This window comes from Sphingobium bisphenolivorans, from assembly GCF_000412635.1.
GTDB lineage: Bacteria > Pseudomonadota > Alphaproteobacteria > Sphingomonadales > Sphingomonadaceae > Sphingobium > Sphingobium bisphenolivorans.
In genome coordinates this window covers 1-1,521 of sequence record NZ_ASTG01000054.1, presented here as the reverse complement: position 1 = coordinate 1,521, position 1,521 = coordinate 1, and the positions used below count along the sequence as shown (strand labels likewise).

The 1,521-nt window shown below is 57.9% G+C and carries 1 protein-coding gene; it reads left to right on the top strand.

Going from position 1 to position 1,521, the window contains the following annotated elements; genetic code table 11:
* Window positions 1–62: 62 nt before the first annotated feature.
* On the top strand, window positions 63–1,214 hold the full coding sequence (locus tag L858_RS0119170; protein ID WP_022684655.1) for an IS110 family RNA-guided transposase: 1,152 nt from the start codon (window positions 63–65) through the stop codon (window positions 1,212–1,214).
* Window positions 1,215–1,521 lie beyond the last annotated feature (307 nt).

The window sequence follows — 1,521 nt, the reverse complement described above, 5'->3', positions numbered from 1 at the left end:
AGATCCTATGCAGGCCGGATCGGCTATGCCGTTGTTCCGTCAAACCTCACGGAGAACGCTACATGGAGAACTCGTCGTCAGATTACTGCCCCAAGACTTCTGTCATTGTCAGCGTTGAGCTCAGCAAGCGCAACTGGCTTGTTGCTTCGCTCTCGCCAGGAGCGGCGAAGCCTTCGCTACGGACAATTCCTGCCGGGAACAGCGCGGAACTGATCAGTCACCTTCGCAATCTTGAGTGCAAGGCCGCTGATCGTATCGGTGAACCTGCCGCCATTCGCCTGTGCTTCGAGATTGGATATGATGGCTTCTGGCTCGCAAGGCTACTGCGGTCGAACGACATCGATACATATGTGCTGGATCCCGCCAGCTTCCTCGTGTCGCGGCGAGGCAGGCGCGCAAAAACCGACCGCATCGACGCCGAAGCCATGATCGGGATCCTCAAAGCCTATCTCGCTGGCGACAAAAGCGTGTGCCGGGTCGTGGACGTGCCCTCCCCCGAAGAAGAGGACGCACGCAGAGTAATGCGGGAGCGCGGCGATCTCGTGCACGAGCGCACCCGAATTATCTCTCGGATCAGGGGGCTACTTGCATTACAGGGCATACGAACTGTCAAGGCCATCAAGGGTGGTGACTGGTCAAAACAGCTCGACGACACGCGCACCGGCGATGGGCGGCCTTTGCCACCAAACCTTCGTCGACAAATTGAGCGCTGTTTCGAACGGCTCGCGTTGCTCAACGATCAGATCAAGGACATCGAGCGGAACCGCGCTGAAGTTGTGCTCCATGAGGAGTCTACCTTCCCATGCCGAGAGAAAGCGGTTCGCCTTGAGCAGCTGAAGGGCATTGGTCCGAACAGCGCGGCAATGTTGGTTGCAGAGGTTTTTTGCCGAAAGTTCGAAAGCCGACGACACGTCGCGGCCTTCCTTGGGTTAGCTCCGGCGCCCTTCGCCAGCGGCGACGTGTCGCGTGATCAGGGCATCAGCAAAGCCGGTAACCGAAGCACACGTGTGCAGATGGTGGAACTTGCCTGGTGTTGGTTGAAATATCAGCCAAGTAGCGAACTGACCGTTTGGTATCGCAACCGGTTCAAAGGCAACGGCGCTCGCGCGGCAAAGGTGGGGATCGTTGCGCTCGCCCGAAAATTGTTAATCGCGCTTTGGCGCTTTGTGGAGACCGGTCTGGTCCCTCAAGGTGCCGAGCTCCGCGCCGCCTGATGCTTATGTTGCAACAGGCTCGATAAGGCGACGCGGATTGGTGTGATGTGTGACCGGGAAAGTTGATGGCGCCTGAAAACGCCCAGTAGTAGTTTGGTCCGCATCCGCCTTTGCTCGATCCGGGGATGTGAATACGGATTATGGTGCGCGGGCACGGCCGCGACCGGATACAAGTCTATGCACGGATAGTGCATCAGCTGACCTCGGAACGAATGAAGCCAATCCTTGAGCATTGCGTGTGGGGGCTCCCAACCCGTCAACAGAAGGAACCGTTCAATGCGATCTTGACAAGGCCCGGATCATACAA

Excerpts from the sequence above, each read along its gene's own strand:
- L858_RS0119170 (WP_022684655.1), top strand. The coding sequence starts at position 63 with ATGGAGAACTCGTCGTCAGATTACTGCCCCAAGACTTCTGTCATTGTC.